This window comes from Spiroplasma endosymbiont of Zeiraphera isertana, from assembly GCF_964030805.1.
Taxonomy (GTDB): domain Bacteria; phylum Bacillota_I; class Bacilli_A; order Mycoplasmatales; family VBWQ01; genus Spiroplasma_E.
Map to the genome: position 1 here is coordinate 2,276,292 of NZ_OZ034965.1, position 23,610 is coordinate 2,299,901.

Consider the following 23,610-nt stretch of genomic DNA (forward strand, 5'->3'; position numbering starts at 1 on the left):
TTCCAAAACTTATTAAATCCATTTTAAGAATTTTTTTTATTAAACTTTAAAAAATATCCTCTTTTTTCCAAAGTGACAAATCCTTTCATGTCTATATATAAGTAAGATTTTATCATATAAATGGAAATAATTTTCTCCAATTTTAGATTACAAATAAAAAGAATAACTATAGTTGTGTTATTAATCTATTGTTTGTTGAAATTTCAATATTTTGTAAATTAATTGAATTTATTTCCTTAACAAGAGAGACAATATTTTCTTTAAATAAATTAAGTCTTTGTCTTTTTTTTCTAATTTTTATTTCAACTTTATTTAAACTTTTTTTAATATTACAAATTTTTAATCCAATTTTATAAAGTTGCTCTTTTTGATTATTTAAAACAACTTTTTCACATTAGACTTGGTGCAAAACCTTTAATTTTAACAATTTAACGATTATTATTAATATTAAAGGTGATAGTTATTATGTTGAAAAAATATAAAGATGATCAATAATTTTATAGTTTAGTCGGCATAAAGCCACAAACATTTTATAAAATGCTTGAAATTTTAAAAATTGCTGAGTCTAAACAAAAATATTATGGTGGTAGAAAAAATAAAATTGTAATTGAAGAGCGTTTATTAATGACTTTAGAATATTGAAAAGACTATAGTAGTTATAGAGTTATTGCAAAAAGATATAATATTAGTCATACTAGTTGCATTCGTAATATTTTTTGAATTGAAAATATTTTAATAAAAAGCGGAATTTTTAATTTACCTGGAAAAAAAGATTTAACAAAAAATAAAGGTACTAATAATAATTTGTTAGCTATTGATGCTACTGAAACTCCAATTGAAAGAATTAAAAAAAAATAAAATTACTTTTTTCAGTTAAAAAGAAACATCATTCTCTCAAATCCCAAATAATTATTGATATTTCCAATGGAAAAATCATTTCAACTGCTTTTTGTTTTGGAAGCATTCATGATTTTAAATTGCTTCTAAAATCTAAAACTTTTATTCATCCAGAAAAACAAGTTTTTGTTGATTCAGGTTATCAAGGTATACAAAATATTCATAAAAATACATTTTTGCCATTTAAAAAAAGTAAATACAATCAATTAACACCAATTCAAAAAGAATACAATAAAACTTTAAGTAAAATTAGAATTAAAATTGAACACGTATTTGCTAAACTAAAACGTTTTAAAATTTTAAGTTTAAAATATCGCAATAAAATACGAAGATTTGCATTAAGATTTAATTTAATAGCAGGAATATATAATTTTGAATTACCTTAGTTTTGCACCAAGTCTATTCTATTCTATTAACTAATCTTATTTCAAAATTATAATAACCAAAAGTTAAAAACTTAACTAATTTACTTTTAAATTTAAAAATCTTACTTGTTTTCTGTTTTTGAAAAACTTCTAATTTTTTAAGACTATTATTATGAAAATTTAAAATAATTTCTTGTTGATTATTAATTTTATATAATTTTTCTTTTAATTCTCATTTTTTACTACTTAATTTACAATTTAATTCTATTTTTAATGCTGTAATTTTATCAATGAGTTTATCCTTTTCCTTCTGTTTTTGTTCCTCTCATATTAAAGTAAATTCAAGTAATTCAAACTCTAGTTCTTTATCTCATGGGAAAAAATTTTCTTTTTCAAACTTAAAAGAAAGAAATTCAAGTTCTTTTCTTTCATCATTAATTACTTCGTCTTTTACTTTCACTAAAAATTTTTGCATTCATTGATACTGTTTTTCCATTATTTTTAAATTTTTTTAAAAAAAATATTTTTCAAAAAAAATAAATCAATATTCTAAGTATTGTATATTAGAAGAAGTACTAAAAACTTCTTTTAACTTTATTATATTACTTTTAACATTTTGTATAGTTGAATTTATAAGTATTTCTTTTAAATTTGGTACTACTTCTAAAGACATTTTATTTCTCCACTTCTTTTGTTAAAATTCAAGAATACTACAGAAAATATTTTAATTATTTTCTATTCAAATCGCGATTAATAACTGCTTTTAAATATTGTCCAGTATAAGACTTGGGATTTGTTATTACTTGTTCTGGTGTTCCTGTAGCAATGATTTCACCACCAAATTTACCACCCTCAGGTCCTAGATCAATAATGTAATCAGCAACTTTAATAACTTCTAAGTTATGTTCAATTACAACAACAGTATCACCATGATTAACGATTTTATTTAAAACTTCAATTAACCTTTTAATATCATCAACGTGTAAACCAGTAGTGGGTTCATCTAAAATATACATAGTTTTGCCAGTAGCACGTTTTTGTAATTCTTTAGCTAGTTTCACTCTTTGTGCTTCACCACCAGATAATTCAGTAGCGGGTTGTCCTAATTTTACATATCCTAATCCCACTTCTTGTATCATCGCTAATTTTTTATGGATTTTTGGATGATTAGCAAAAAAAGTTAATGCTAAATCAACAGGCAGTTCTAGTACATCATAAATATTTTTACCTTTATATTTAACTTGTAATGTTTCACTATTATAACGTTTTCCTTCACAAATTTCGCAAGTTACATAAACATCAGGTAAAAAATGCATCGCAATTTTAATAACACCATCACCAGAACAACGTTCACATCTTCCTCCCGGTACATTAAATGAAAATCTACCTTTAGCATATCCTCTAATTTTTGCTTCTGGTGTTTGTGTAAATAAATCACGAATATCATCAAAAACTGAAGTATAAGTAGCAGGATTACTCCTTGGTGTTCTGCCAATCGGTTCTTGCGAAATAGCAACAATTTTATCAATAAATTCAATCCCTTTTATTGCTTTATGTTTTCCTGGTCGTTGTCCCTTTAAACCTAAATACTTTTGAATACTGGTATATAAAATATCATTAACAAGCGTTGATTTACCACTTCCTGAAACACCAGTAACACAAATAAATTTACCTAAAGGTAATTTAACATTTATTTTACGTAAATTATTAGCTTGTGCTTCTTGAATTTCAATAACTTTGCCATTACCACTTCTTTTTGATTTGGGTAATGCAATAAATTTTTCACCATTTAAATATTGTCCAGTAATTGAATTAGGATTATTAGCAACTTGCTGTGGTGTACCTTCAGCAATTACTTCACCACCATAAATTCCAGCTTTTGGACCAATATCAATTAATCAATCTGCTGCTCACATTGTATCTTCATCGTGTTCTACTACTAATAATGTATTATCAAGATCTCGCATTTGTTTTAAAGTTTCAATTAACTTAACATTATCACGTTGATGTAAACCAATTGAAGGTTCATCAAGAACATACAATACTCCCGTTAATTGTGAACCAATTTGAGTTGCTAATCGAATTCGTTGTGATTCACCACCAGATAAAGTTTGTGCCATTCGTGATAAGTTTAAATATCCTAAACCAACATTAGTTAAAAAACTTAAACGATTAATGATTTCTACTAATATTAATTTAGCAATTTCTTGTTGATAAGGTAATAATTTAATATTTAACATAAATGTTAAACTTTCTTCGATGTCTAAATTAGTATAGTGACTAATATTCATTTCTTTATTATTTTCATCTTTAATTTTAACTGCTAGTGCAAATTCATTTAATCTTGTTCCTTGACAAGTTAAACAAGTACGTTCACTCATAAATTTACGATAATAATCACGGGCAAAATCACTAGTTGTTTCTAAAAAACGTCTTTCAATTAAAGTGGCAATACCTTCAATATAATCATGATTAGGATATTTACGACCATTTGCCGAAGTAATACTGAAAGTAATGGCTTCATCACTACCACGCATAATATAATTAAGTTGTGCTTTTGTTAAATTTTTTAATGGCTGATTCAAATCAATTAAATAATGATAACAAAGAACTTTTAATTTTTGTCATTCTAAATTACTAGTACCAACTAAGTTTTTATAATACTCAATGCCACCATCATTAATTGATAATTTTAAATCTGGCCTTAATAATTCTTCGTCCACTTCTAATTTTACTCCCAAACCTTTACAATCAAAACACGCTCCACTGGGTGCATTAAAAGAAAATAAACGCGGTTCTAAACTGGGAATTGAAAATCCACAAATTTTACAAGCATACTTTTGAGAAAATAATCACGTTTCATTTGTTTGCGATAAAATAACCTTTGCTAAACCATTACTATGATTTAAAGCAACTTCTAAAGCATCATGAATTCGTGAAATAGTATTATCATCATTGGTAAATTTAATACGATCAATAACAATATCAATATCATGACGTAATGATTTATTCAATTCAATTGGTTCATCTAAACTATATATTTTATTATTAATTTTAACTCGCAAAAAATTTTCTTGTTTTAATTTTGCTAATAAATCTTGATGACTACCTTTTTTAGCATTAATAACTGGTGCTAAAATTTCAATATTAGTATTATCTTCTAACGTTTTAATTTTATTAACCATTTCTTTTAAAGTTTGCGTGCTAATTGGACCATGACCCTTATTACAATAAGGAGTTCCAATCCGTGCATAAAGTAAACGCAAATAATCATAAATTTCAGTAACAGTACCAACAGTACTGCGAGGATTATTACTTGTAGTTTTTTGATCAATAGAAATTGCTGGTGCTAAACCATCAATAGCATCAACATCGGGTTTTTCACTGTTTCCTAAAAATTGACGAGCATAAGCTGAAAGTGATTCAACATATCTTCGCCTTCCTTCTGCATAAATTGTATTAAAAGCTAATGATGATTTACCACTTCCTGAGACACCAGTAATAACTACTAACTTATACTTTGGAATTTTAATATTAACATTTTTTAAATTATGTTCACGTGCACCTTTAACAGTAATATATTTTTGATTATCTGTCATTTATTCCTCCGCTTATATGCTCTTTCTAATTAATTATATACTATATATAGTTAACTTTAATAGCATTATTGCTAATTAATACTAAAGAATATCAATTATAATTAGTTTAAAATATTATCTAAATCAATATTTAAAATTTTAAAATTATTTAGTGCAAAAAAAGTATATAAAAACTTAAATTACAAAAAAATGAACAATATATATTCAAAAATGAAATACAGCAATTGCTCATTTTACCTGAGTTGTAAATATAAATGGGACAGTTTTTTAAAATAATTGTATTAAATCTATTGGTCTTTTATAAGAGAGCGATTTTCTGGGTGTAGAATTAATTTGAAATGCTATAAAATTTAAATCTTTTTGTTTATATGAAGATAGATCTTTTAATTTTCAAAAAAACCCTTGATGAAATAAAAAAAATCATCAACCCGGCCTAAAATTTGATTTTATTTAATTTTGGGATTTATTTTTTTTACAAACTGAAATATAATGCTTCAGATTTTGCATAAGGTGATATTTTATAATGTTGGTATTTAAATTTTCATAAATTGAGGTAATTTTGAATATTGGTAAATCCAATGCCACGATAATGAGTAATAAATTCTTTTAAACTTGATTGTATTTTACTGATATTACTTAAATTTTTATAATTTAATTCTTTATTTTCTTTTGATTTAAATTTCTTGAGAGTACATTTTGTTTGTTTAGCTACTGTATCATATAGTATTTGCATATCACAAACTATAATTGATTTTTCTTCGATAAGCTTAGATGTTAAATTTTCTTGTACTCATTTTTTTGTTAATCTTTTAGTATTTGTTGTTTGAGCATAAATATTTTTATTTTCATCAATTGCCATTTCAATACAACAGTTTAAATCTTTAGCATTTTCTTCAATTCATTTTTTTCTTGGATCATCTGGATTTTTGAAATTTCCTTTATGAATTTCTTTGATAAAAGTTTCATCAATTTCAATTCTACCTTTTAATTTTGTGAATGGTTTTTGTGTTTTTGCTAATTGTGATGATTTCATAAATTTTTGACGATTAAATCATGCTGATGTTTTTGAAATTTTAGCAAATTGAGAAATAGTATAAGCAGATTGACCTAACAATGACAATCAAATTATTCAATCTCATTGTTCATGAGATAAATGACTTCAATGTAAAAAATGATTTCTTAAAGCATCAAAGCTACTTTTACAATCTTTGCATAAATATTTTTGCTTATTATTCTTAAAACCATTTTTTACACATCAATAAGATTTACAATTTGGACATTGAATTCCTTTTTCTTTAAATTTTTTATCAATTGCATCTAATTTTTCTTTTTTCTCAATTTGTTTAATTCTATTTTTAAAATGTCTAATAATTTTTATAAATTCTTCATCTTTTTTGTTTTTTAAAACATCAATTAATTCATTATTAGTCACAAAAAATCACCCCCGATATAAAAATATTACTTTTAATTTTAAATTAAAAGTAATATCAAGATTTTTTGTGAAAATTAAAAGATAGATCTGTAGATTTTGGTAAATATCTTCTTAAAATACCATTATTATTTTCATTTAAACCCCTTTGGCAAGGTTTACCAGGATCTGCAAAATAAATTTTGACATTACAAATTTTTTCGATTAATCTTCATTTACTAAATTCTTTACCACGATCAAAAGTAATGGTTTTAACTGTTCCTTTTTGTAACTTTGAAATAAATTTTATTATACTTTTCGTAATATTTTCTGATTTATGATTTTTAGTTACTAAAGGAATTGTGGTTTTTGATCATATATCAGCCAAAGTAATAATAAAACTTTTTTTAATTTTCACAAAAAATCTTGATATTACTTTTAATTTAAAATTAAAAGTAATATTTTTATATCAGGGGTGATTTTTTGTGACTAATAATGAATTAATTGATGTTTTAAAAAACAAAAAAGATGAAGAATTTATAAAAATTATTAGACATTTTAAAAATATAATTAAACAAATTGAGAAAAAAGAAAAATTAGATGCAATTGATAAAAAATTTAAAGAAAAAGGAATTCAATGTCCAAATTGTAAATCTTATTGATGTTTTAATTTTCACAAAAAATCTTGATATTACTTTTAATTTAAAATTAAAAGTAATATTTTTATATCAGGGGTGATTTTTTGTGACTAATAATGAATTAATTGATGTTTTAAAAAACAAAAAAAATTAAGAATTTATAAAAATTATTAGACATTTTAAAAATAGAATTAAACAAATTGAGAAAAAAGAAAAATTAGATGCAATTGATAAAAAATTTAAAGAAAAAGGAATTCAATGTCCAAATTGTAAATCTTATTGATGTGTAAAAAATGGTTTTAAGAATAATAAGCAAAAATATTTATGCAAAGATTGTAAAAGTAGCTTTGATGCTTTAAGAAATCATTTTTTACATTGAAGTCATTTATCTCATGAACAATGAGATTGAATAATTTGATTGTCATTGTTAGGTCAATCTGCTTATACTATTTCTCAATTTGCTAAAATTTCAAAAACATCAGCATGATTTAATCGTCAAAAATTTATGAAATCATCACAATTAGCAAAAACACAAAAACCATTCACAAAATTAAAAGGTAGAATTGAAATTGATGAAACTTTTATCAAAGAAATTCATAAAGGAAATTTCAAAAATCCAGATGATCCAAGAAAAAAATGAATTGAAGAAAATGCTAAAGATTTAAACTGTTGTATTGAAATGGCAATTGATGAAAATAAAAATATTTATGCTCAAACAACAAATACTAAAAGATTAAAAAAAAATGAGTACAAGAAAATTTAACATCTAAGCTTATCGAAGAAAAATCAATTATAGTTTGTGATATGCAAATACTATATGATACAGTAGCTAAACAAACAAAATGTACTCTCAAGAAATTTAAATCAAAAGAAAATAAAGAATTAAATTAGACTTGGTGCAAAACCTTTAATTTTAACAATTTAACGATTATTATTAATATTAAAGGTGATAGTTATTATGTTGAAAAAATATAAAGATGATCAAGAATTTTATAGTTTAGTCGGCATAAAGCCACAAACATTTTATAAAATGCTTGAAATTTTAAAAATTGCTGAGTCTAAACAAAAATATTATGGTGGTAGAAAAAATAAAATTGTAATTGAAGAGCGTTTATTAATGACTTTAGAATATTGAAAAGACTATAGTAGTTATAGAGTTATTGCAAAAAGATATAATATTAGTCATACTAGTTGCATTCGTAATATTTTTTGAATTGAAAATATTTTAATAAAAAGCGGAATTTTTAATTTACCTGGAAAAAAAGATTTAACAAAAAATAAAGGTACTAATAATAATTTGTTAGCTATTGATGCTACTGAAACTCCAATTGAAAGAATTAAAAAAAACTAAAATTACTTTTTTCAGGTAAAAAGAAACATCATTCTCTCAAATCCCAAATAATTATTGATATTTCCAATGGAAAAATTATTTCAACTGCTTTTTGTTTTGGAAGCATTCATGATTTTAAATTGCTTCTAAAATCTAAAACTTTTATTCATCCAGAAAAACAAGTTTTTGTTGATTCAGGTTATCAAGGTATACAAAATATTCAGAAAAATACATTTTTGCCATTTAAAAAAAGTAAATACAATCAATTAACACCAATTCAAAAAGAATACAATAAAACTTTAAGTAAAATTAGAATTAAAATTGAACACGTATTTGCTAAACTAAAACGTTTTAAAATTTTAAGTTTAAAATATCGCAATAAAATACGAAGATTTGCATTAAGATTTAATTTAATAGCAGGAATATATAATTTTGAATTACCTTGGTTTTGCACCAAGTCTAATGAATTACAATTAGAAAAGGCTTTTCTCCCTGTATGTACTATTTTTAAATTTTATCACATAAATGCTGAGAAAAGCCTATCTACGGACTTCTCCCCACATTTTTAAATCAAACATAACATTACAGTTTCAAAACTAGGTATATTGTTGAATTTATATGCCGATTCTTTTGCGTATAAATGAACATGATGTTTTTCAACTTTGATATGTGTTTTAAATGTTCGTCTGATGTGCTTTCATGCCGATTCAATCTGGTTTATGTTTACACCAGTTTTTGAAACATAGCCATCTTGATGGTTAACTGTTTCATGCTTAGTGAAAACTGATTTAAAATGGCGATATCCTTTTCAAGAATCAGTATGTACATCACACTTTGAAGAAATGTGGTTTCTTGCAAATTGCAAAAGATTTTTTTGATTTGCATTTTTCAACACTTTCACAATTAAATTATTGGTTGTTTTTTCATAAATCCCAACAATCAAAGTTTTATTTTTTAAGGATCTTCCTTGTTTTTTAAAACCCATATGTGAAAGATACATTTCATCCATTTGCACTATGCCCTCAACAATGAATTGAGGTTCTTGTTTTGCAATTGCGCTTCGGATTTTATGACCCATTCTTCAAGCAGTTTTCAAAGTTACTCCCAATTCTTTTGCAACATCAGTTGATGGAATTCCATGTTTGGTGTTTATTCATCTAAAGATGAGATAAAACCAAGATGTCAAAGGTGTTTGTGACTTGTAAAAAATGGTGTCATGAAGAATACTAAATGTTTGATGACATTTCAAACATCTTATTCTTCTTAAATCAGAAGTATTCAAATTTGTTCAAGAACACCTCATACATTTGTTTTCCTTCAAACTTGCTATATATTTCAAACAATCTTTTTCTGTTTGAAATATATTGTTGAACTCATTCAATTTCATTGTTTCCTCCACAAGTACATGTGGGGAGAAGTCCGTTAGAAAATTTTAAAGGAGTGTAATAATATGCAAAATAAAGGTTTTCAAGATATCAAAAATGATTTACAAATATTTTTTCAAGATATTGAAAATGGTAAATATGGTGAAAGAATTAAAGAATTATTTATGAGAGAAGAAAGTAGTGAATAAATATGGTAGCAGCACCTAAAAAGAAACCAGAAGATTTAATGATAAAACAAATTATTGTTCATTTAAGATTTACTGAAAAAGATTATGAAAAATTAAAAGAAATTTGTTTTAATTTTCAAAAAAACTCTTGATGAAATAAAAAAAAATCATCAACCTGGCCTAAAATTTGATTTTATTTAATTTTGGGATTTATTTTTTTTACAAACTGAAATATAATGCTTCAGATTTTGCATAAGGTGATATTTTATAATAGACTTGGTGCAAAACTAAGGTAATTCAAAATTATATATTCCTGCTATTAAATTAAATCTTAATGCAAATCTTCGTATTTTATTGCGATATTTTAAACTTAAAATTTTAAAACGTTTTAGTTTAGCAAATACGTGTTCAATTTTAATTCTAATTTTACTTAAAGTTTTATTGTATTCTTTTTGAATTGGTGTTAATTGATTGTATTTACTTTTTTAAATGGCAAAAATGTATTTTTATGAATATTTTGTATACCTTGATAACCCGAATCAACAAAAACTTGTTTTTCTGGATGAATAAAAGTTTTAGATTTTAGAAGCAATTTAAAATCATGAATGCTTCCAAAACAAAAAGCAGTTGAAATAATTTTTCCATTGGAAATATCAATAATTATTTGGGATTTGAGAGAATGATGTTTCTTTTTACCTGAAAAAAGTAATTTTAGTTTTTTTTAATTATTTCAATTGGAGTTTCAGTAGCATCAATAGCTAACAAATTATTATCAGTACCTTTGTTTTTTGTTAAATCTTTTTTTCCAGGTAAATTAAAAATTCCGCTTTTTATTAAAATATTTTCAATTCAAAAAATATTACGAATGCAACTAGTATGACTAATATTATATCTTTTTGCAATAACTCTATAACCACTATAGTCTTTTCAATATTCTAAAGTCATTAATAAACGCTCTTCAATTACAATTTTATTTTTTCTACCACCATAATATTTTTGTTTAGACTCAGCAATTTTTAAAATTTCAAGCATTTTATAAAATGTTTGTGGCTTTATGCCGACTAAACTATAAAATTCTTGATCATCTTTATATTTTTTCAACATAATAACTATCACCTTTAATATTAATAATGGCTTTTATCCCTTTATGTACTATTTTTAAATTTTATCACATAAATGGAGATAAAAGCCTACCTAGGAAATTATCCCCGCATGTATTTAAATCAAACACAAAATTACAGTTTCAAAACTAGGTATGTTATTGAATTTATATGCTGATTCTTTTGCATATAAATGAATATTGTGCTTTGAAACTCTTATGTGTGTTCGGAAAGTTCGTCGGATGTGCTTTCATGCTGATTCAATCTGGTTTGTGTTTACACCTGTTGGTGACACATACCCAACTTCATGATTTACGATTTCATGTTTGGGATAGAAGTTTTTGAAACTTACATATCCCTTCCAAGAATCCGTAAATAGACAGCACTCAGTAAAAATGTGTTTCAATGCAAATCTTAAAAGGTTTTTTTCATCTGCATTTTTCAGCACCTTCACAATTAGTTTGTTGCTGGTTTTCTCATAAACTCCAACAATCAAAGTTTTATTCAACAAGGATCTTCCTTGTTTTTTAAAACCTAAATGTGAAAGATACATTTCATCCATCTGTGCTGTGCCATCAACAATGAAACCTGCATCTTGATTTCCAATTCTAGTACTGATTTCATGACACATTCTTCAAGCTGTTTTATAGGTCACACCCAATTCCCTTGCAACATCGGTTGCTGGTATGCCATGCTTTGTGTTTATTCATCTAAAGATGAGATAAAACCAAGATGTCATTTGGGTCTGTGACTTATAAAAAATGGTTCCATAAAGAATACTAAATGTTTGGTTACAGTTCAAACATCGTATTCTTCTCAAATCAGAAGTATTCAAACTAGAAGAAGCACACCTGATGCATTTCATTATTTTCAACTTCGCTATATATTTCAAACAATCGTTTTCAGTTTGAAATATGCTATTGAATTCATTTCAATTCATTTTTTCCTCCACACTAGTACATGCGGGGATAATTTCCTTAATAATAATCGTTAAATTGTTAAAATTAAAGGTTTTGCACCAAGTCTATTATAAAAATTTAAGTAATATCAGTAAAATACAATCAAGTTTAAAAGAATTTATTACTCATTATCATGGCATTGGATTTACCAATATTCAAAATTACCTCAATTTATGAAAATTTAAATACCAACATTATGAAATATCACCTTATGCAAAATCTGAAGCATTATATTTCAGTTTGTAAAAAAAATAAATCCCAAAATTAAATAAAATCAAATTTTAGGCCAGGTTGATGATTTTTTTTATTTCATCAAGAGTTTTTTTGAAAATTAAAAGATCTATCTTCATATAAACAAAAAGATTTAAATTTTATAGCATTTCAAATTAATTCTACACCCAGAAAATCGTTTTAATTTTCACAAAAAATCTTGATATTACTTTTAATTTTAAATTAAAAGTAATATTTTTATATCAGGGGTGATTTTTTGTGACTAATAATGAATTAATTGATGTTTTAAAAAACAAAAAAGATGAAGAATTTATAAAAATTATTAGACATTTTAAAAATAGAATTAAACAAATTGAGAAAAAAGAAAAATTAGATGCAATTGATAAAAAATTTAAAGAAAAAGGAATTCAATGTCCAAATTGTAAATCTTATTGATGTGTAAAAAATGGTTTTAAGAATAATAAGCAAAAATATTTATGCAAAGATTGTAAAAGTAGCTTTGATGCTTTAAGAAATCATTTTTTACATTGAAGTCATTTATCTCATGAACAATGAGATTGAATAATTTGATTGTCATTGTTAGGTCAATCTGCTTATACTATTTCTCAATTTGCTAAAATTTCAAAAACATCAGCATGATTTAATCGTCAAAAATTTATGAAATCATCACAATTAGCCAAAACACAAAAACCATTCACAAAATTAAAAGGTAGAATTGAAATTGATGAAACTTTTATCAAAGAAATTCATAAAGGAAATTTCAAAAATCCAGATGATCCAAGAAAAAAATGAATTGAAGAAAATGCTAAAGATTTAAACTGTTGTATTGAAATGGCAATTGATGAAAATAAAAATATTTATGCTCAAACAACAAATACTAAAAGATTAACAAAAAAATGAGTACAAGAAAATTTAACATCTAAGCTTATCGAAGAAAAATCAATTATAGTTTGTGATATGCAAATACTATATGATACAGTAGCTAAACAAACAAAATGTACTCTCAAGAAATTTAAATCAAAAGAAAATAAAGAATTAAATTATAAAAATTTAAGTAATATCAGTAAAATACAATCAAGTTTAAAAGAATTTATTACTCATTATCATGGCATTGGATTTATCAATATTCAAAATTACCTCAATTTATGAAAATTTAAATACCAACATTATAAAATATCACCTTATGCAAAATCTGAAGCATTATATTTCAGTTTGTAAAAAAAATAAATCCCAAAATTAAATAAAATCAAATTTTAGGCCAGGTTGATGATTTTTTTTATTTCATCAAGAGTTTTTTTGAAAATTAAAAGAAAATCGCTCTCTTATAAAAGACCAATAGATTTAATACAATTATTTTAAAAAACTGTCCCATTTATATTTACAACTCAGGAAATAAAACACCTTGTGCAATTGAACAAAATTTACCAATAATTAATTCATCATCTATCATATTTGGAAAATGATAAATTATATTTTTATTTTCAAAATCAATAGCTGCTTGCTCACCATTAAAATCATGATAATAAGTATAATCACCAATAAAAATTTTAGGTTTAGTAATATAATTTTTTATTAAAAATATTGTTGGTATATGAGGATTAATTTTAGTATTTGGACTTATCAAAATACCTTTTTGTATTTTATCGATCAACTTATTTTACTCCTTTATTTTTCACTTTCAATATTCAAAATTAAATCACGAAGTGAAGCTGCCTTTTCAAAATTTAAATCTTTAGCTGCTTGTAACATTTCAACTCTTAAATCAGCAATTATCTTTGTTTTAGCAGCTATTTTTGTTTTACCTTTAATTGAATTTAAAATTTTTAAATCAACATCTAATTCTCTAGTACTTACGATTTCACTCAACGGTTTTTTAACAGTCACTGGTACTATATTATGTTTTTTATTATAAGCAAGTTGAATTTCTCTTCTTCTTTGCGTTTCTTCAATTGCTTGTGTTATTGCCTCTGTCTTAATATCTCCATATAGTATAACATGACCATTAACATTTCGTGCTGCACGACCAATAGTTTGGATTAATGATTTAGTATTACGTAAAAAACCAGATTTATCGGCATCCAAAATACAGATTAATGACACTTCTGGTACGTCTAATCCTTCGCGTAATAAATTAATACCAACAATAACATCAAAAACACCTTTTCTTAAATCTAACAAAACTTTAGTACGTTCTAATGTTTTTAATTCATTATGAATATAAGCGACTTTAATTTTTTGTTCTTGTAAAAAATTTGATAATTCTTCTGCCATTCTAATTGTTAAAGTAGTAATAAATACTCTTTCATTATTTTTTGTTCGTAATTTGATTTGATTAATAATATCTTCCATTTGATTTTTAGTTGGTTTAATTTCAATTGTTGGATCTAATAAACCCGTGGGACGAATAATTTGTTGAACTGGTACATTAAAGGGTTCAACTTCATTTTTAATTAAAGATAATTCATAATCAGCAGGAGTTGCTGAAGTATAAATAACTTGCTTTAACTTATTAGAAAATTCATTAAAATTTAAAGGACGATTATCCAAAGCACTAGGTAAACGAAAGCCATATTTTACTAATGTTTCTTTTCTGCTACGATCAGTATTATACATTCCTCTAATTTGCGGTAATGTCATATGAGATTCATCAATAATTGTTAAAAAATCATCTGGAAAAAAATCAATTAAAGTATATGGTGCTGAACCCACTTCTCTATTTTCTAAATGACGAGAATAGTTTTCAATACCACCACAAATACCAAATTCTTTTAAGGACTCTAGATCGTGTTCTGTTCTTTGTTCTAATCTTTGCGCTTCTACTAACATATTATTTTTTCTTAGTTGTGCTAATGTTATTTTTAACTCTTCAGTAATTTTAATAACTGCCTGATCAACACGATTTTTACTAGTAATATAATTTTGCGCAGGAAAAATTGTAATAAAGGGAAAACGTTCTAAAACATTAGCGCCTAATGTATCAATACGTGCTATTTCTTCAATTTCATCACCAAATAAACTAATTCTTAAATAAAATTGATCATTTCAAGATGGAGCTAACTTTATTAAATCACCTTTTGCACTAAAACTACCCGGTTCTAATGTAATATCATTACGTACATATCCATTTTTAATTAGTCTTAATAATAAATCTTTTCTATTAATTTTTTGTCCTTTTCTCAATTCAAAAAAGTTATCTTTATATGCTGTTGGTTCTTGTTCACCATAAATTGCTGCTACTGATGCTACAACAATAACATCTTTACTAATAGATAAACCATTTAAAGCACTTAATCTTAACATTTCAATTTCTTGATTTTGTTTAGAATTTTTATCAATATAAGTATCGGTTTTTGGTAAATATGCCTCGGGTTGATAAAAATCAAAATATGAGACAAAATATTCAACGCGATTTTCAGGAAAAAAAGTTTTCAATTCTCCATATAATTGCATAGCTAATGTTTTATTATGTACTAAAATTAAAGTTGGTTTTTGCACTTGCACAATAACATTGGCCATTGTAAAAGTTTTACCCGTACCAGTGGCTCCTAATAATACTTGGTATTTAATATTATTTTTAATAGCTACTACTAATTTTCTAATTGCTTCAGGTTGATCACCTGTTGGTTTATAAGGCGCTTTTAATTTAAACATAACTTTATATTCCTTTAAAACATTCTATATACAATACCATATTATTTTAAATAAAATAATAATAACCTGAGTTGTAAATATAAATGGGACAGTTTTTTAAAATAATTGTATTAAATCTATTGGTCTTTTATAAGAGAGCGATTTTCTGGGTGTAGAATTAATTTGAAATGCTATAAAATTTAAATCTTTTTGTTTATATGAAGATAGATCTGTAGATTTTGGTAAATATCTTCTTAAAATACCATTATTATTTTCATTTAAACCCCTTTGGCAAGGTTTACCAGGATCTGCAAAATAAATTTTGACATTACAAATTTTTTCGATTAATCTTCATTTACTAAATTCTTTACCACGATCAAAAGTAATGGTTTTAACTGTTCCTTTTTGTAACTTTGAAATAAATTTTATTATACTTTTCGTAATATTTTCTGATTTATGATTTTTAGTTACTAAAGGAATTGTGGTTTTTGATCATATATCAGCCAAAGTAATAATAGAACTTTTATGATCTTTGCCAATGATAGTATCACCTTCTAAATGACCAAATTCTTGTATATTTTTAATATTAGGAATGATTAAATTTCTTTCATGAATAGACTTACAATTATTAATTTTGCCCCCAGTTTCTTTTTGTTTGTGAGATTTATTTTTGCCTTTTCTCAATAAGTTATTTTCATCAAAACCCATTCGATTTGTTTTAAACATGTTATATAAAGTTTTTGTTGAAATACTTTTTATTTTATTTTCCTTTAAAAAGTTAGCAATTATATCAAGAGCATACTTTTTAGTAATTAACAAATGATTAATACTATTAATTTCTGTTAAAGTTAAAATTATTAATTTTCTGCCTGCATTTTGTTTATTTTTTTGAAATTGATTCAATATTTCTAATGGCAATAAGTTTTTATTTAATAATCTACAAACTCTATGTACAGTTGATTTACTATAATCAACAATTTTTGCTATTTTACGAATCGAAAATCCATAATTTTTATATTCTTTTATTGCTATTATTGATTCAATACTCAGATACTTATACATTGCGCTAATTCCTTTCTTTTCTTAATTATAGAACTAACACAATTTAATTTTTATATAGGTGTCCTTTTTAATTTTACAATTAAAGAAGTATAAAAAATTATAATAAATTTCTTAAAAAATTTAAAGTTTAGTTATCAAATAAATCCAATGTTTAAAATTGACTTATTATCGTTTATATTTTATTTTACTTAGAATATAGTAAAATTTTAAACAGATAATTAAAATAATTTTTATATAAAAGACTTGGTGCAAAACCTTTAATTTTAACAATTTAACGATTATTATTAATATTAAAGGTGATAGTTATTATGTTGAAAAAATATAAAGATGATCAAGAATTTTATAGTTTAGTCGGCATAAAGCCACAAACATTTTATAAAATGCTTGAAATTTTAAAAATTGCTGAGTCTAAACAAAAATATTATGGTGGTAGAAAAAATAAAATTGTAATTGAAGAGCGTTTATTAATGACTTTAGAATATTGAAAAGACTATAGTAGTTATAGAGTTATTGCAAAAAGATATAATATTAGTCATACTAGTTGCATTCGTAATATTTTTTGAATTGAAAATATTTTAATAAAAAGCGGAATTTTTAATTTACCTGGAAAAAAAGATTTAACAAAAAATAAAGGTACTAATAATAATTTGTTAGCTATTGATGCTACTGAAACTCCAATTGAAAGAATTAAAAAAAATAAAATTACTTTTTTCAGGTAAAAATAAACATCATTCTCTCAAATCCCAAATAATTATTGATATTTCCAATGGAAAAATTATTTCAACTGATTTTTGTTTTGGAAGCATTCATGATTTTAAATTGCTTCTAAAATCTAAAACTTTTATTCATCCAGAAAAACAAGTTTTTGTTGATTCAGGTTATCAAGGTATACAAAATATTCATAAAAATACATTTTTGCCATTTAAAAAAAGTAAATACAATCAATTAACACCAATTCAAAAAGAATACAATAAAACTTTAAGTAAAATTAGAATTAAAATTGAACACGTATTTGCTAAACTAAAACGTTTTAAAATTTTAAGTTTAAAATATCGCAATAAAATACGAAGATTTGCATTAAGATTTAATTTAATAGCAGGAATATATAATTTTGAATTACCTTAGTTTTGCACCAAGTCTAAAGTAAAAAAAACTAAAAAAGGGGAATGATTATTAACAGCAGTAAGTCTTTTAACATTTGCAACAACCACAGGAAACTTAAATTCTATTTTAAGCACCCAAATTAAAACTACAAATATTTTAAATAATGAACCAATAAAATATGATGGTGAAAATAAAATTATTACTAACTATGAAAATCAATATGAACTTGCTATATCGTATATATACATTAATAACAGTACTTTAGATACTGGATTTAAGCTTTTTTCTTTAAATGACCTTGAAAAATTAAGAGAAAAAATATACTATGATACTTCATCTTTTACTTATCAAGATAATGGATGAGAAAAGATTAGCATATATGAATTAACTGAAAAATTAATAAATAATTTTTCATCTTTAATTAATGTACGTGGATATAATACCTCTGGAATTATAGTAACTTATCATGAAGCACCTAAGGAATTATTTTTTCTAGCACCACAATTTTCACCAAATACTCACGATAAAAATATAATAGAAAAATATTATAAATTTTTATGACATGATACTTTAAAAATTGCATTAAGTCGATATGAATGACAAAAAAATTTTAAATACTAATAAAAATATAACTGAAATTTTTAATATTATTTCTAGATTTCCCGAATGAGATGCAAGTGGTTGAAAAGGTTATATTTCAAACGAAGATTTATATACTTTATCTGAAAAAATTATTGAGAATTTTAATCAATTAAAAACTAAATTCGAAAATAGTAATACAGGATGAAAAGTAGTAACTAACACTACTGGCTCATGAACAGAACTTGAACAAGAATAAAATATACTTACAAAAAAAATAATAAGAAAGAGAGAAAAAATATAATGTTTAAAAAATTTAAAGAAATTTTCAAAAACAAAAAATGACATTGTGATTATTGTAAAGAAAATTATTTTAATTTTCAAAAAAACTCTTGATGAAATAAAAAAAATCATCAACCTGGCCTAAAATTTTATTTTATTTAATTTTGGGATTTATTTTTTTTACAAACTGAAATATAATGCTTCAGATTTTGCATAAGGTGATATTTTATAATGTTGGTATTTAAATTTTCATAAATTGAGGTAATTTTGAATATTGGTAAATCCAATGCCATGATAATGAGTAATAAATTCTTTTAAACTTGATTGTATTTTACTGATATTACTTAAATTTTTATAATTTAATTCTTTATTTTCTTTTGATTTAAATTTCTTGAGAGTACATTTTGTTTGTTTAGCTACTGTATCATATAGTATTTGCATATCACAAACTATAATTGATTTTTCTTCGATAAGCTTAGATGTTAAATTTTCTTGTACTCATTTTTTTGTTAATCTTTTAGTATTTGTTGTTTGAGCATAAATATTTTTATTTTCATCAATTGCCATTTCAATACAACAGTTTAAATCTTTAGCATTTTCTTCAATTCATTTTTTTCTTGGATCATCTGGATTTTTTAAATTTCATTTATGAATTTCTTTGATAAAGGTTTCATCAATTTCAATTCTACCTTTTAATTTTGTGAATGGTTTTTGTGTTTTTGCTAATTGTGATGATTTCATAAATTTTTGACGATTAAATCATGCTGATGTTTTTGAAATTTTAGCAAATTGAGAAATAGTATAAGCAGATTGACCTAACAATGACAATCAAATTATTCAATCTCATTGTTCATGAGATAAATGACTTCAATGTAAAAAATGATTTCTTAAAGCATCAAAGCTACTTTTACAATCTTTGCATAAATATTTTTGCTTATTATTCTTAAAACCATTTTTTACACATCAATAAGATTTACAATTTGGACATTGAATTCCTTTTTCTTTAAATGTTTTATCAATTGCATCTAATTTTTCTTTTTTCTCAATTTGTTTAATTCTATTTTTAAAATGTCTAATAATTTTTATAAATTCTTCATCTTTTTTGTTTTTTAAAACATCAATTAATTCATTATTAGTCACAAAAAATCACCCCTGATATAAAAATATTACTTTTAATTTTAAATTAAAAGTAATATCAAGATTTTTTTTGAAAATTAAAAGATTTTTTGTGAAAATTAAAAGATTTTTACCAACATGTACTTTTGTATCAATGTTACAAAACATCATATTCATTTATATGGAAAAGTGGATAGGTTACACTTTATTGGACACTAATTACGTAGACAAGTGAACAAATTAGTTAAAAGAAAGGAACTATAATTATAGCCAATATTAACTCATATACCGACGAATTTAAGAAACAAATAGTAGCTTTATATCAAAGTGGTAAGTCAGTGTCTTGTCTTGCTAAAGAGTACAATTTTACAAGAGCAGCTACTTATAATTGAATTAAGCAATTTACTAATTCAGGTAGTTTTAAATCTAAAGATAATCGTTCTGTTGAAGAAAATGAATTAATTAAATTAAGAAAAGAATTAAAACAGTTACGAATGGAAAATGATATTTTAAAGCAATCAGCACTAATAATAGGCAGAAAATAGAGATTATTATCAATAATAAATGTAAATATAAAATTCGTACAATTTGTCGTTTTTTAAAACTCTCTAAATCAACATATTATTTTAATTTCAAGAAAAAAGAAAAAAATCAAAATAATATGTATGATGAAGCTGTTATTAGTGCTTTTAAAGAAAATAAAGAAATTTATGGCACAAGAAGATTAAAAGTCATATTAGAAAACCAAGAAATTTATTTATCAAGACGAAAAATTAAAGAAATTATGAATAAACATAATTTAATATCAAAATACACTAAATTAAGACACAAAAATCATCATAATAAAGTCAATGATAGTCAAATAACTAATCTTGTTAATAGAAACTTTAAGAATAGGATTAAAAATGAAGTTATTGTTAGTGATTTAACTTATGTTCAAGTAAATGGTAAGTGAAACTATATTTGTTTATTAATAGACCTATTGAACCGCGAAATTATTGGACATAGTGTAGGCACTAAAAAAGATGCATCATTAGTATATGAAGCATTTATGCAATCAAATCGCTGTTTAAAAGATATTCAAATATTTCATAGCGATCGAGGTAATGAATTTAATAATAAAATTATTGATAAACTTTTACTAGCATTCAATATTACTCGCTCTTTAAGCAAAAAAGGATGTCCTTATGACAATGCTGTTGCTGAAGCAACTTTTAAAACTTTCAAAACTGAATTTATTAATGATAAAAATTTTAGATCATTAATCCAATTAAAATTAGAATTATTTGATTATATCAATTGATATAACAACATACGAATTCATAGCACTTTAAACTACCTAACTCCAGTTAATTATCAAAAACAAATGTCTACCAAAAAATAGTCCTAAAAAAGGTTGCCATTCCAAAAGAAAATCATATAAATTAAACAACATATCTAGTTTTAAAACTGTAATGTTATGTTTAATTTAAAAATTGAGAAAAAGTCGATAAATAGATAGATTTTTTTCAGAATTTATATAATAAATTTAATAGTATATAAAGAAAAAAACCTTAATTATTTCTTAATAAAAAATAATCTCTAATATAATAACATATATGTTCTTTTACTATAACATTAATCAAAAAAATCTGAATGTATTATAAAAGTAATTGTATTATATAAGGAAATTATCCCTGCATGTACTAGTGTGGAGGAAAAAATGAATTGAAATGAATTCAATAGCATATTTCAAACTGAAAACGATTGTTTGAAATATATAGCGAAGTTTAAAATAATGAAATGCATCAGGTGTGCTTCTTCTAGTTTGAATGCTTCTGATTTGAGAAGAATACGATGTTTGAACTGTAACCAAACATTTAGTATTCTTTATGGAACCATTTTTTATAAGTCACAGACCGAAATGACATCTTGGTTTTATCTCATCTTTAGATGAATAAACACAAAGCATGGCATACCAGCAACCGATGTTGCAAGGGAATTGGGTGTGACCTATAAAACAGCTTGAAGAATGTGTCATGAAATCAGGACTAGAATTGGAAATCAAGATGCAGGTTTCATTGTTGATGGCACAGCACAGATGGATGAAATGTATCTTTCACATTTAGGTTTTAAAAAACAAGGAAGATCCTTGTTGAATAAAACTTTGATTGTTGGAGTTTATGAGAAAACCAGCAACAAACTAATTGTGAAGGTGCTGAAAAATGCAGATGAAAAAAACCTTTTAAGATTTGCATTGAAACACATTTTTACTGAGTGCTGTCTATTTACGGATTCTTGGAAGGGATATGTAAGTTTCAAAAACTTCTATCCCAAACATGAAATCGTAAATCATGAAGTTGGGTATGTGTCACCAACAGGTGTAAACACAAACCAGATTGAATCAGCATGAAAGCACATCCGACGAACTTTCCGAACACACATAAGAGTTTCAAAGCACAATATTCATTTATATGCAAAAGAATCAGCATATAAATTCAATAACATACCTAGTTTTGAAACTGTAATTTTGTGTTTGATTTAAATACATGCGGGGATAATTTCCTAGGTAGGCTTTTATCTCCATTTATGTGATAAAATTTAAAAATAGTACATAAAGGGATAAAAGCCTTATATAATTAGCACTAATTTTGATATAAAAGGATTTTATTAATGAATAAAAAACGGACTTCTCCCCACATGTACTTGTGGAGGAAACAATGAAATTGAATGAGTTCAACAATATATTTCAAACAGAAAAAGATTGTTTGAAATATATAGCAAGTTTGAAGGAAAACAAATGTATGAGGTGTTCTTGAACAAATTTGAATACTTCTGATTTAAGAAGAATAAGATGTTTGAAATGTCATCAAACATTTAGTATTCTTCATGACACCATTTTTTTTACAAGTCACAAACACCTTTGACATCTTGGTTTTATCTCATCTTTAGATGAATAAACACCAAACATGGAATTCCATCAACTGATGTTGCAAAAGAATTGGGAGTAACTTTGAAAACCGCTTGAAGAATGGGTCATAACATCCGAAGTGCAATTGCAAAACAAGAACCTCAATTCATTGTTGAGGGCATAGTGCAAACGGATGAAATGTATCTTTCACATATGGGTTTTAAAAAACAAGGAAGATCCTTAAAAAATAAAACTTTGATTGTTGGGATTTATGAAAAAACAACCAATAATTTAATTGTGAAAGTGTTGAAAAATGCAAATCAAAAAAATCTTTTGCAATTTACAAGAAACCACATTTCTTCAAAGTGTGATGTACATACTGATTCTTGAAAAGGATATCGCCATTTTAAATCAGTTTTCACTAAGCATGAAACAGTTAACCATCAAGATGGCTATGTTTCAAAAACCTGTGTAAACATAAACCAGATTGAATCGGCATGAAAGCACATCAGACGAACATTTAAAACACATATCAAAGTTGAAAAACATCATGTTCATTTATATGCAAAAGAATCGGCATATAAATTCAACAATATACCTAGTTTTGAAACTGTAATGTTATGTTTGATTTAAAAATGTGGGGAGAAGTCCGTAGATAGGCTTTTCTCAGCATTTATGTGATAAAATTTAAAAATAGTACATAAAGGGAGAAAAGCCTAAAAAAATATAAATTTTTAAATCTAAAAATATTTCTTATATAGTAGGCAATAATAACGTAGAACCACAAACAATAAAATGCATTATTAAAAATAAATTTATAACTAAGAAAAATTAATTTGTAAGATTATTAGCATTGACTATATAATAT

The 23,610-nt window shown here is 24.5% G+C and carries 29 protein-coding genes and 3 pseudogenes; 18 read left to right on the forward strand and 14 right to left on the reverse strand.

All coding sequences use genetic code 4. The features are described 5' to 3' along the window. Positions 1-537: 537 nt before the first annotated feature. Both AAHM78_RS15900 and AAHM78_RS15905 read left to right on the forward strand, forming a co-directional pair. Positions 538-858, forward strand: coding sequence for a transposase family protein (locus AAHM78_RS15900; RefSeq protein ID WP_342253848.1), 321 nt, complete (start codon positions 538-540; stop codon positions 856-858). A 59-nt stretch (positions 859-917) separates the two neighbouring features. Next, positions 918-1,283: a transposase family protein gene (locus AAHM78_RS15905; protein ID WP_342254958.1), complete on the forward strand. Its 366-nt coding sequence runs from the start codon at positions 918-920 to the stop codon at positions 1,281-1,283. 13 nt (positions 1,284-1,296) lie between these two features. On the opposite strand, the gene AAHM78_RS15910 is transcribed toward AAHM78_RS15905, so the two are convergent. The 5 genes and pseudogenes from AAHM78_RS15910 to AAHM78_RS15925 all read right to left on the reverse strand — a co-directional run. After that, on the reverse strand, positions 1,297-1,737 hold the full coding sequence (locus tag AAHM78_RS15910; protein WP_342253849.1) for a hypothetical protein: 441 nt from the start codon (positions 1,735-1,737) through the stop codon (positions 1,297-1,299). A 253-nt stretch (positions 1,738-1,990) separates the two neighbouring features. Next, positions 1,991-4,861: an excinuclease ABC subunit UvrA gene (gene uvrA, locus AAHM78_RS15915; RefSeq protein ID WP_342253850.1), complete on the reverse strand. Its 2,871-nt coding sequence runs from the start codon at positions 4,859-4,861 to the stop codon at positions 1,991-1,993. 267 nt (positions 4,862-5,128) lie between these two features. Further along, a pseudogene (locus tag AAHM78_RS17330) lies at positions 5,129-5,251 on the reverse strand (IS30 family transposase); the annotation flags it as partial. Between the two features lie 82 nt (positions 5,252-5,333). Further along, positions 5,334-6,293 carry an IS1/IS1595 family N-terminal zinc-binding domain-containing protein gene (locus AAHM78_RS15920; RefSeq protein WP_342253851.1) on the reverse strand — a complete coding sequence of 320 codons (960 nt, stop codon included), beginning with the start codon at positions 6,291-6,293 and terminating at the stop codon, positions 5,334-5,336. A 79-nt stretch (positions 6,294-6,372) separates the two neighbouring features. Further along, positions 6,373-6,684, reverse strand: a pseudogene (locus AAHM78_RS15925) (IS30 family transposase); the annotation flags it as partial. A gap of 70 nt (positions 6,685-6,754) precedes the next feature. Here AAHM78_RS15925 and AAHM78_RS15930 point away from each other — a divergent pair. From AAHM78_RS15930 to AAHM78_RS15945, 5 genes and pseudogenes are all read left to right on the forward strand, one after another. Further along, entirely contained in the window at positions 6,755-6,970 is a 216-nt protein-coding gene (locus AAHM78_RS15930; RefSeq protein WP_342253852.1) for a hypothetical protein, read from the forward strand. 190 nt (positions 6,971-7,160) lie between these two features. Beyond that, positions 7,161-7,247 (forward strand): annotated as a pseudogene (locus AAHM78_RS17335) (transposase-like zinc-binding domain-containing protein); the annotation flags it as partial. 84 nt (positions 7,248-7,331) lie between these two features. Continuing rightward, positions 7,332-7,670 carry a hypothetical protein gene (locus tag AAHM78_RS15935; protein ID WP_342253853.1) on the forward strand — a complete coding sequence of 113 codons (339 nt, stop codon included), beginning with the start codon at positions 7,332-7,334 and terminating at the stop codon, positions 7,668-7,670. A gap of 195 nt (positions 7,671-7,865) precedes the next feature. Beyond that, positions 7,866-8,258, forward strand: coding sequence for a transposase family protein (locus AAHM78_RS15940; RefSeq protein WP_342252835.1), 393 nt, complete (start codon positions 7,866-7,868; stop codon positions 8,256-8,258). A gap of 59 nt (positions 8,259-8,317) precedes the next feature. Continuing rightward, positions 8,318-8,806 carry a transposase family protein gene (locus AAHM78_RS15945; RefSeq protein WP_342255222.1) on the forward strand — a complete coding sequence of 163 codons (489 nt, stop codon included), beginning with the start codon at positions 8,318-8,320 and terminating at the stop codon, positions 8,804-8,806. Here AAHM78_RS15945 and AAHM78_RS15950 read toward each other — a convergent pair. After that, positions 8,803-9,624: an IS1595 family transposase gene (locus AAHM78_RS15950; protein ID WP_342252843.1), complete on the reverse strand. Its 822-nt coding sequence runs from the start codon at positions 9,622-9,624 to the stop codon at positions 8,803-8,805. The genes AAHM78_RS15945 and AAHM78_RS15950 overlap by 4 nt on opposite strands. Before the next feature lie 63 nt (positions 9,625-9,687). Here AAHM78_RS15950 and AAHM78_RS15955 point away from each other — a divergent pair, with 63 nt between their 5' ends. After that, positions 9,688-9,810: a hypothetical protein gene (locus AAHM78_RS15955; RefSeq protein WP_342253854.1), complete on the forward strand. Its 123-nt coding sequence runs from the start codon at positions 9,688-9,690 to the stop codon at positions 9,808-9,810. 266 nt (positions 9,811-10,076) lie between these two features. Here the strand turns inward: AAHM78_RS15955 and AAHM78_RS17340 are convergent, their stop codons facing one another. The 4 genes from AAHM78_RS17340 to AAHM78_RS15970 form a co-directional block, all read right to left on the reverse strand. Continuing rightward, positions 10,077-10,256 carry a transposase gene (locus AAHM78_RS17340; protein WP_425289777.1) on the reverse strand — a complete coding sequence of 60 codons (180 nt, stop codon included), beginning with the start codon at positions 10,254-10,256 and terminating at the stop codon, positions 10,077-10,079. Next, complete coding sequence (locus tag AAHM78_RS15960; RefSeq protein WP_342255223.1) at positions 10,253-10,450, reverse strand: hypothetical protein; 198 nt, start codon at positions 10,448-10,450, stop codon at positions 10,253-10,255. Before AAHM78_RS15960 ends, AAHM78_RS17340 begins: the two co-directional genes overlap by 4 nt. A gap of 50 nt (positions 10,451-10,500) precedes the next feature. Next, positions 10,501-10,893 carry a transposase family protein gene (locus AAHM78_RS15965; protein WP_342253855.1) on the reverse strand — a complete coding sequence of 131 codons (393 nt, stop codon included), beginning with the start codon at positions 10,891-10,893 and terminating at the stop codon, positions 10,501-10,503. Between the two features lie 114 nt (positions 10,894-11,007). Then, on the reverse strand, positions 11,008-11,724 hold the full coding sequence (locus tag AAHM78_RS15970; protein ID WP_342253856.1) for an IS1595 family transposase: 717 nt from the start codon (positions 11,722-11,724) through the stop codon (positions 11,008-11,010). Between the two features lie 178 nt (positions 11,725-11,902). Between AAHM78_RS15970 and AAHM78_RS15975 the strand changes: the two genes are divergently transcribed. Beyond that, positions 11,903-12,094 carry a hypothetical protein gene (locus tag AAHM78_RS15975; protein WP_342253857.1) on the forward strand — a complete coding sequence of 64 codons (192 nt, stop codon included), beginning with the start codon at positions 11,903-11,905 and terminating at the stop codon, positions 12,092-12,094. Between the two features lie 243 nt (positions 12,095-12,337). Continuing rightward, the gene (locus tag AAHM78_RS15980; protein ID WP_342253239.1) at positions 12,338-13,297 is read left to right on the forward strand and encodes an IS1/IS1595 family N-terminal zinc-binding domain-containing protein; all 960 of its coding nucleotides are present in this window, start codon (positions 12,338-12,340) and stop codon (positions 13,295-13,297) included. A 160-nt stretch (positions 13,298-13,457) separates the two neighbouring features. Here AAHM78_RS15980 and AAHM78_RS15985 read toward each other — a convergent pair whose 3' ends face one another. From AAHM78_RS15985 to AAHM78_RS15995, 3 genes are all read right to left on the reverse strand, one after another. Next, positions 13,458-13,730 (reverse strand): hypothetical protein, encoded by a 273-nt coding sequence (locus tag AAHM78_RS15985; RefSeq protein WP_342253858.1) that lies wholly within the window; start codon positions 13,728-13,730, stop codon positions 13,458-13,460. 14 nt (positions 13,731-13,744) lie between these two features. Continuing rightward, positions 13,745-15,730, reverse strand: coding sequence for an excinuclease ABC subunit UvrB (gene uvrB / locus AAHM78_RS15990; protein WP_342253859.1), 1,986 nt, complete (start codon positions 15,728-15,730; stop codon positions 13,745-13,747). A gap of 96 nt (positions 15,731-15,826) precedes the next feature. Then, on the reverse strand, positions 15,827-16,771 hold the full coding sequence (locus AAHM78_RS15995; protein WP_342253488.1) for an IS30 family transposase: 945 nt from the start codon (positions 16,769-16,771) through the stop codon (positions 15,827-15,829). Between the two features lie 308 nt (positions 16,772-17,079). Between AAHM78_RS15995 and AAHM78_RS16000 the strand changes: the two genes are divergently transcribed. From AAHM78_RS16000 to AAHM78_RS16015, 4 genes are all read left to right on the forward strand, one after another. Then, positions 17,080-17,490 (forward strand): transposase family protein, encoded by a 411-nt coding sequence (locus AAHM78_RS16000; RefSeq protein WP_342253359.1) that lies wholly within the window; start codon positions 17,080-17,082, stop codon positions 17,488-17,490. Further along, positions 17,432-17,896 carry a transposase family protein gene (locus AAHM78_RS16005; protein ID WP_342255132.1) on the forward strand — a complete coding sequence of 155 codons (465 nt, stop codon included), beginning with the start codon at positions 17,432-17,434 and terminating at the stop codon, positions 17,894-17,896. Before AAHM78_RS16000 ends, AAHM78_RS16005 begins: the two co-directional genes overlap by 59 nt. 571 nt (positions 17,897-18,467) lie before the next feature. Beyond that, complete coding sequence (locus tag AAHM78_RS16010; protein WP_342253839.1) at positions 18,468-18,713, forward strand: hypothetical protein; 246 nt, start codon at positions 18,468-18,470, stop codon at positions 18,711-18,713. Between the two features lie 44 nt (positions 18,714-18,757). Continuing rightward, complete coding sequence (locus AAHM78_RS16015) at positions 18,758-18,898, forward strand: hypothetical protein (protein ID WP_342253860.1); 141 nt, start codon at positions 18,758-18,760, stop codon at positions 18,896-18,898. A gap of 18 nt (positions 18,899-18,916) precedes the next feature. Here AAHM78_RS16015 and AAHM78_RS16020 read toward each other — a convergent pair whose 3' ends face one another. Further along, positions 18,917-19,876, reverse strand: a complete 960-nt coding sequence (locus tag AAHM78_RS16020) for an IS1/IS1595 family N-terminal zinc-binding domain-containing protein (RefSeq protein WP_342253861.1) — start codon at positions 19,874-19,876, stop codon at positions 18,917-18,919. Between the two features lie 236 nt (positions 19,877-20,112). Here AAHM78_RS16020 and AAHM78_RS16025 point away from each other — a divergent pair. The 4 genes from AAHM78_RS16025 (at position 20,113) to AAHM78_RS16040 (ending at position 23,375) form a co-directional block, all read left to right on the forward strand. Beyond that, a protein-coding gene (locus AAHM78_RS16025; RefSeq protein WP_425289818.1) for an IS3 family transposase occupies positions 20,113-21,236 on the forward strand; the annotation gives its coding sequence in 2 pieces (ribosomal slippage) (positions 20,113-20,389 and positions 20,389-21,236; 1,125 coding nt in all). A gap of 423 nt (positions 21,237-21,659) precedes the next feature. Then, a complete protein-coding gene (locus AAHM78_RS16030) occupies positions 21,660-22,376 on the forward strand; it encodes an IS1595 family transposase (protein WP_342253862.1) in 717 nt (238 codons plus the stop codon). Between the two features lie 175 nt (positions 22,377-22,551). Next, positions 22,552-22,791, forward strand: a complete 240-nt coding sequence (locus AAHM78_RS16035; protein WP_342253863.1) for a hypothetical protein — start codon at positions 22,552-22,554, stop codon at positions 22,789-22,791. Continuing rightward, the gene (locus AAHM78_RS16040) at positions 22,755-23,375 is read left to right on the forward strand and encodes an IS1595 family transposase (protein ID WP_342253864.1); all 621 of its coding nucleotides are present in this window, start codon (positions 22,755-22,757) and stop codon (positions 23,373-23,375) included. Before AAHM78_RS16035 ends, AAHM78_RS16040 begins: the two co-directional genes overlap by 37 nt. Positions 23,376-23,610 lie beyond the last annotated feature (235 nt).